A 6,328-nucleotide genomic window follows, 5' to 3' on the forward strand; every position below is an offset into this window, starting at 1 on the left:
GCGCGACCCCGGCCAGGGCCGATGCCCCGGTCATGGCGCTCGCCGAGAGCCCGCTCGTGTAGGCCGCGAAGGCGGTGTCCAGCAGCTCCCCCGCCTCGGGAGCCGCCAGTTCGCCGGCCGCGGCCACGGCTCCGGTGACGGTCTCCGTCGCGGCGGATCCGGCCTCCGGCGACTCCTGTTCCATCGTCGCGCGGTAGATCGCCGTGGACACCGTGCCGAGGGTCGCGATGCCCAGCGCCGCGCCGAGTTCGTGGCTGGTCTCGGAGATGCCCGCCGCCGACCCCGCGCGCTCCGGCGGCGCGGTGGCCAGGACCAGCGTGTTGGCGATGGTCGACACGACCCCGACGCCGAGCGTGACCACCGTGTATCCGCCGACGAACACCGGCAGGCCGGTGTCGGGACCGACCGACCCGACGATCGCGAACCCGGCCGCCGACGTCAGCAGGCCCGCCGAGACCAAGGGCGCCGGGCGGACCCGTCCGGCCAGCGCGCCCGTCCCGGCCGCGCCCAGGAAGGTACCGACGAAGGTCGGCAGCGCCCACAGAGCGGCGGCCAGCGGGCTGAGGCCGTGCACGGTCTGGAGGAAGGTGAAGGTGAGCAGCCCCAGTCCGGCGGCGGCGAAGGAGACCACGGCGCCCCCGCTGACGGCGGCGGCGAAGGCGGGCCTGGCCAGCAGGGAGAGGTCGATCAACGGGTGCTTCGCGCTCCGCTGGCGCCACGCGAACAGCGCGAGGAACGCCGCTCCCGCCCCGAGGGAGGCCAGGGCCGGGGCGTCGGCGCCGTGCTCGGCGAACCGCTTGAGCGCGTGGACGAGGCCGAGGACGGCGACGAGCGAGGTGCCCGCGCCGAACAGGTCGAAGGAGGCCGAACCGGGGTCGCGGGATTCGGGGACGGTCCACGGAGCCGCCGCGAGCAGGAGGAGCATGAAGGGCAGGTTGACGAGGAAGACCGAACCCCAGGGGAGGAACTCCATGAGGACGCCGCCGAGGATCGGCCCGGCGACGGCCCCTCCGGTGAACGCGACCGTCCACAGCCCGACCGCGAGTCGGCGCCGCGCCCCGTCGGTGAACAGCGCGCGGATGAGGGAGAGCGTGGAGGGGGCGAGGGTCGCGGCGGCCGCCCCCAGCAGGACCCGACCCGCGATGAACAGTGCGGGTGAGGAGGCCAGCGCCACCAGTGCGGAGGCCGCCCCGAACAGCGCCGCACCGCTGAGCAGCAGGCGGCGACGGCCGATCCGGTCACCGAGGGAGCCCATGGTGACGAGCAGCCCGGCCATGACGAAGCCGTAGACGTCCATCATCCACAGCCACTGGGATCCGGTGGGGTCGAGGTCCTCGGCGATGGCGGGGGCGGCGACGAAGAGCACCGAGATGTCCATGGACACCAGCAGCGCGGGTATCAGCAACAGGATCAGCCCCACCCAGGTGCGGGCGGCGGGTCGGTCGTGGGTGCGCATGGCGATGATCGTACGTACGTCAAAATAGTCCGTCAATACGTACGTCCGTTCACATCGGCGGAAACCCGATCCTCCCCACCGGCCCGAGTCCAGCGATACGTACGTACGTCCTCCTGCTACCCTCCCCGCATGAGCCAACGCGAGGACCTGCTGGAAGGCGCGAAGAAGTGCCTGGTCGAGAAGGGTTACAGCCGCACGACGGCACGCGACATCGCCGCCGCGTCAGGGGCCCATCTGGCCTCCATCGGCTACCACTTCGGCTCCAAGGACAACCTCATGAACACCGCCGTGCTGGAGGCGGCCAGCGAGTGGGGCGACACCTTCGAGGCCGCCGTGCGCACGGCTGAGGCGAGGAATCCGCACGACCGGGCGCGGGCGCTCTTCGAGGCGCTGTTCGGCACCATCCCCGACCGCAGGCCGATGCTGCTGGCGAGCGTGCAGGCGGTCGCCCAGGCCCAGTTCGACCCCGACATCCGCGAGCGGCTCGACGCGGGGTACGCCCAGGCGCGCCTGTCCATGGCGGCCATCGTCCTCGGGGTCCCGGAGGAGGAGGTGGACGAGCACACCGCCGCCTCCCTCGGCTCGGTCGTGTACAGCCTGGTCAGCGGGTACGTGCTCCAGGCCGTGATCGACCCCGGCTCCCTGCCCACCGTCGACCAGGCCCTGGCCGGTCTGCGGACCCTCGCACCGGAACCCGGTGGGAACTGACCTTCGCACCGGCCTCGCGGACGGGAGGCGAACCACGCCCGCGAGGAGGACACGGGGATCCGCCCCGCCCGCGGCTCCGGCGAAGCGGGTGCCCGGCATCCGGAGAACCCGCCTCGCCGGACCGGGCTCAGGCGGTCACCTGGGTGATGCGGATACGGTTGCCGAACGGGTCGCGAAGGCCGCAGTCGATGCCGTACGGGCGCTCGGTGGGCTCCTCGGTGAACTCGACGCCGCGCTCCAGCAGCGTCTCGTGGGTCCTGCGGCAGTCATCCGTCGTCAGGATGAACCAGCCGCCGATCGCGCCCTTGGTCACCAGGTCGCGGACCTGCTCCGCCGTCTCCTCGGACATCCCCGGACCGCCCGGCCTCTCCAGCAGGATCTCCCGCTCGGGCTGGCCGGGGACACGGACGGTCAGCCACCGCATGGCCCCGAAGTCGATATCGGCGCCGACCTCCAGGCCGAGCTTGCCCACGTAGAAGTCGAGGGCCTCGTCCTGGTCGAGGACGAACATCTGTGAGTGCGTGATCGCGTTGAACATGTGTACGACTGTAGTGAGCAGGCCTGGAGAAGACTTATCCGAAACCGCTCAGTCGTCGGCCGGCGCGGAGGGCGCCCGACTCGGTCGCGCCCACGCCATCGTGAAGCACGTCGGCACGACCGGGGCCGCCGCCTCCCGCCGGAACTCCCTCGGTGACGTCCCGACGATGGCGCTGAACGTGCGGCTGAACGTCCCCAGGCTCCCGAAGCCGACCTCGAAGCAGATGTCGGTCACGCTGCGGTCGGTCGCGCGCAGCAGGAACATCGCGCGCTCGACGCGGCGGCGCTGGAGGTAGCGGTGCGGGCTCTCCCCGAAGGTGGCCCGGAAGGTGCGTGAGAAGTGCGCCTCGGACACGTGGGCGATCCGCGCCAGGGCCGGAACGTCCAGGGGCTGCGCGTAGGCGCGGTCCATCGCGTCCCGTGCCCGGAGCATGCGGCGGTTGCTGTCCTCCACTGCGCGGTTCATGCGACCATCATGCCCCCGCGCCCGCTGTGCCCACGCCGCCCCGTTCCCCGCACTCGACGCGGACGACGAGACGGCCGCCCGGGACAGGACCCGAACGGCCGTCATCACATGGTCGGTCCGCCGATCGGCACCGGCCGGTCAGCGCCCGAGGCCGAACCCGGCGGGTTTGCCGTCCTCGGCGACCTCCCGGCGCAGCCGCTCGCCCTTGGCGTAGGCCTGGGACCTGAGCCCCTCCTGGAACCGGGTCATCCGCTCGGACAGCTCCGGGTCACCGGCGGCCAGCATGCGCACGGCCAGCAGGCCGGCGTTGCGGGCGGCGCCCACCGCCACGGTCGCCACCGGCACGCCCGCGGGCATCTGCACGATCGACAGCAGCGAGTCCATGCCGTCCAGGTACTTGAGCGGTACCGGGACGCCCACCACCGGGAGGGTCGTCACCGACGCGAGCATGCCCGGCAGGTGGGCCGCGCCGCCCGCTCCGGCGATGATCACCTTCAGGCCGCGGTCGGCCGCCTCCGTCCCGTACTGGATCATCTCGTGCGGCATCCGGTGCGCGGAGACGACGTCGGCCTCGAAGGGGACGTCGAACTCCCGCAGAGCGTCCGCGGCCTCACGCATCACCGGCCAGTCGGAGTCCGATCCCATCACGATCCCCACGGCGGGGCCCCGCCCGTTGGCGCTGTCGGTCACTGGTCGTCTCCTCGAAGGTAGTCGGCGGCGTCGCGGGCGCGCTCCAGGAGGTCCCGGTAGTCGTCGCCCGTGACGGTGACGTGCCCGATCTTGCGGCCCGGACGCACGTCCTTGCCGTAGAAGTGCACCTTCACCTCGGGGTCCTTGGCCATGACGTGCAGATAGCGGCGGTAGACCTCGGGGTCCCCACCGCCCAGCAGGTTGGCCATGACGGTGTAGGGGGCCGTGGTGCGCGGGGCGCCCAGCGGCAGGTTCAGCACCGCGCGCAGGTGCTGCTCGAACTGGGACGTACGGGCGCCCTCGATGGTCCAGTGGCCGGAGTTGTGCGGGCGCATCGCCAGCTCGTTGACGACCACGCCGTCCGCGGTCTCGAACAGCTCCACGGCCAGGACGCCCGTGACGTCCAGGGCGTGCGCGATCTCGATCGCCAACTCCTGGGCCCGGGTGGCCTTCTCCTCGTCGAGGCCGGGAGCGGGGGCGATCACCTCGTGGCAGATGCCGCCGCGCTGCACGGTCTCCACGACCGGGTACACCGCGACCTGCCCGTGCGGGGAGCGGGCCACCTGGACGGCCAGCTCCCGGGAGAAGGCCACCTTCTCCTCCACCAGCAACGGGACCTCCTCCTGGACGGCGCGGTCGACGACCTTCGCGGCCTCCGCGGGGCCGTCGACGATCCACACGCCCTTGCCGTCGTAGCCGCCGCGCGCCGCCTTGAGCACGACCGGCCAGCCCGTGTCCTCGGCGAAGGCGCTCACGTGGTCGGCGGTGGTGACCGGACGCCAGCGCGGGGAGGGCGCGCCGAGTTCGGCCATCCGGGTGCGCATGCGCAGCTTGTCCTGCGCGAAGCGGAGGGCGTCGCGGCCCGGGCGCAGCAGGCCGCCCGCCTCCTCCACGGCGCGCAGGACGGGTTCGGGTACGTGTTCGTGGTCGAAGGTCACCACGTCGCAGGCCTTGGCGAAGGCCAGGACGTCGTCCAGCCCCCGGTCGTCCCCCAGGGTGACGTCACCGCAGACCAGGGCGGCGCTGTCGGTCGGGCTGGCGGCCAGGACCGAGAAGTCCACTCCCAGTCCGATGCCCGCTTGGTGAGTCATCCGGGAAAGTTGTCCGCCTCCCACCATTCCGACACGGGGGACAGTGCGGTTACGCTCGCTCACAGTTCCTCAACTCATGCTCGTCCACCGCGGTGACGGGACGGCTCCGCGCGATGCGGAACCTGGCCGTTTCGGCTCGGAACCCGCGGCCGGGGTCCTGCTCCAGTCCCCGGCTAGAGTCTAGGGCGTGCCCGCTCCGTGCCCCGAGGGCCCACCCCCGCCCCAGGTGAGCGGCCCGCCGGGCCGGGACACGAGACGAGCAGACCCCCAGACCGACGGGAGATCCAGTCCGTGCGTGAGTTCCTCCAGCGGCGCCCCCGGGTCGCCAGGCTCACCGCCGAGGTGGGCCGGTTCGGCTCCGTGGGGGCCATCGCCTACGTGGTCCAACTCGGTGTGACCAACCTCCTGTGGGGGGTCGGCACGGACCCCCTCGCCGGCCAGGTGGTCGGCACCGCGTGCGCGATCGCGATCGCGTTCGTCGGCAACCGGTTCTGGACCTACCGGGACCGGGCGCGCACGGGGTACGCGCGCGAGACGGTGCTGTTCCTGGTGATGAACGGGGTGGGGATGCTCCTCCAGCTCGGCTGCCAGGGTTTCGCGGTGTACGTGCTGGCGTTGGAGGGCCAACTGGCGCACAACGTCGCGGGGAACGTCGTCGGTGTCGGGCTGGGCACGCTGTTCCGGTTCTGGTCCTACCGGACGTGGGTGTTCCCGCCTCAGGAGCCGATCGTGTGGGAGGGCTCCGACGAGGCGGTACGGAGCCGGGCCTCGAGCCCGTCGGGTGCGGATCCGGCACGGAACCCGAACCTCTGACGGTTCCCCTCCTCGGCGACGCGCGCCGTGGTGAGGAACCGGATCGTCGGTCCCGGGTGCGACACTGACCGCGTACCCGACGACCCCACAGCGGAGAACCGATGACGACGGACCCACGCCCCGCGACCACCGCGACCGCCGGCATCGTGCGGGGGGTGCGCGACGACCAGCTCACGTACCCCACCCCGTGTACCGGTATGACCGTCGGCGCGCTCCTGGACCACCTCGACGGCCTGTGCGCGGCCTTCACCGCGGCGGCGGTCAAGGAGTTCGGCGCGGCCGACGACGCTCCCCCGGTCCCGGACGCGTCACGGCTGGCCCCGGGCTGGCGCACGCGGATCCCCGCCCGGCTCGACGGACTGGCGCACGCGTGGCTCCGGGAGGCGGCCTGGACCGGCATGACGCGGGCGGGCGGTCTCGACTTCCCGGCCGCGGACGCCGGAGCCGTCGCGGTCGACGAGGTCCTCGTCCACGGCTGGGACCTGGCCGTCGCGACCGGTCAGGCCTTTCCCGGTGACGATCCCGCGCTGGCGGAGGCGGTGCGGACGGCCCACGGCTGGGGGGGGG

8 protein-coding genes are annotated in these 6,328 nt (G+C 72.6%); 3 read left to right on the plus strand and 5 right to left on the minus strand.

From position 1 onward, the window contains the following. Positions 1–1,456 (minus strand): MFS transporter (locus tag D471_RS0101350; protein ID WP_017596960.1); only part of this gene is annotated, 1,456 nt, incomplete at its 3' end. A gap of 129 nt (positions 1,457–1,585) precedes the next feature. Between D471_RS0101350 and D471_RS0101355 the strand changes: the two genes are divergently transcribed. Continuing rightward, complete coding sequence (locus D471_RS0101355; protein WP_017596961.1) at positions 1,586–2,164, plus strand: TetR/AcrR family transcriptional regulator; 579 nt, start codon at positions 1,586–1,588, stop codon at positions 2,162–2,164. 127 nt (positions 2,165–2,291) lie between these two features. On the opposite strand, the gene D471_RS0101360 is transcribed toward D471_RS0101355, so the two are convergent. From D471_RS0101360 to D471_RS0101375, 4 genes are all read right to left on the minus strand, one after another. Then, positions 2,292–2,702, minus strand: a complete 411-nt coding sequence (locus D471_RS0101360) for a VOC family protein (RefSeq protein WP_017596962.1) — start codon at positions 2,700–2,702, stop codon at positions 2,292–2,294. A 48-nt stretch (positions 2,703–2,750) separates the two neighbouring features. Next, positions 2,751–3,167 carry a helix-turn-helix domain-containing protein gene (locus tag D471_RS0101365; protein ID WP_026127302.1) on the minus strand — a complete coding sequence of 139 codons (417 nt, stop codon included), beginning with the start codon at positions 3,165–3,167 and terminating at the stop codon, positions 2,751–2,753. 138 nt (positions 3,168–3,305) lie between these two features. Then, positions 3,306–3,857 (minus strand): 5-(carboxyamino)imidazole ribonucleotide mutase, encoded by a 552-nt coding sequence (gene purE, locus D471_RS0101370; protein ID WP_017596964.1) that lies wholly within the window; start codon positions 3,855–3,857, stop codon positions 3,306–3,308. Next, positions 3,854–5,011 (minus strand): 5-(carboxyamino)imidazole ribonucleotide synthase, encoded by a 1,158-nt coding sequence (locus tag D471_RS0101375; RefSeq protein ID WP_040687818.1) that lies wholly within the window; start codon positions 5,009–5,011, stop codon positions 3,854–3,856. The genes purE and D471_RS0101375 overlap by 4 nt, the downstream gene beginning before the upstream one ends. A gap of 228 nt (positions 5,012–5,239) precedes the next feature. Between D471_RS0101375 and D471_RS32510 the strand changes: the two genes are divergently transcribed. Together D471_RS32510 and D471_RS0101385 are read left to right on the plus strand one after the other, a co-directional pair. Next, positions 5,240–5,761: a GtrA family protein gene (locus tag D471_RS32510; RefSeq protein WP_017596966.1), complete on the plus strand. Its 522-nt coding sequence runs from the start codon at positions 5,240–5,242 to the stop codon at positions 5,759–5,761. Positions 5,762–5,862: 101 nt separating this feature from the next. After that, the coding region (locus D471_RS0101385; protein ID WP_017596967.1) for a TIGR03086 family metal-binding protein at positions 5,863–6,328 on the plus strand (466 nt) is incomplete at its 3' end.

It is taken from the genome of Nocardiopsis lucentensis DSM 44048 (assembly GCF_000341125.1).
Taxonomy (GTDB): domain Bacteria; phylum Actinomycetota; class Actinomycetes; order Streptosporangiales; family Streptosporangiaceae; genus Nocardiopsis; species Nocardiopsis lucentensis.

Bases quoted from the DNA above. Each gene is read 5' to 3' on its own strand.
- D471_RS0101360 (WP_017596962.1), bottom strand. From the start codon at position 2,702: ATGTTCAACGCGATCACGCACTCACAGATGTTCGTCCTCGACCAGGAC.
- D471_RS0101355 (WP_017596961.1), top strand. From the start codon at position 1,586: ATGAGCCAACGCGAGGACCTGCTGGAAGGCGCGAAGAAGTGCCTGGTC.
- D471_RS0101365 (WP_026127302.1), bottom strand. From the start codon at position 3,167: ATGAACCGCGCAGTGGAGGACAGCAACCGCCGCATGCTCCGGGCACGG.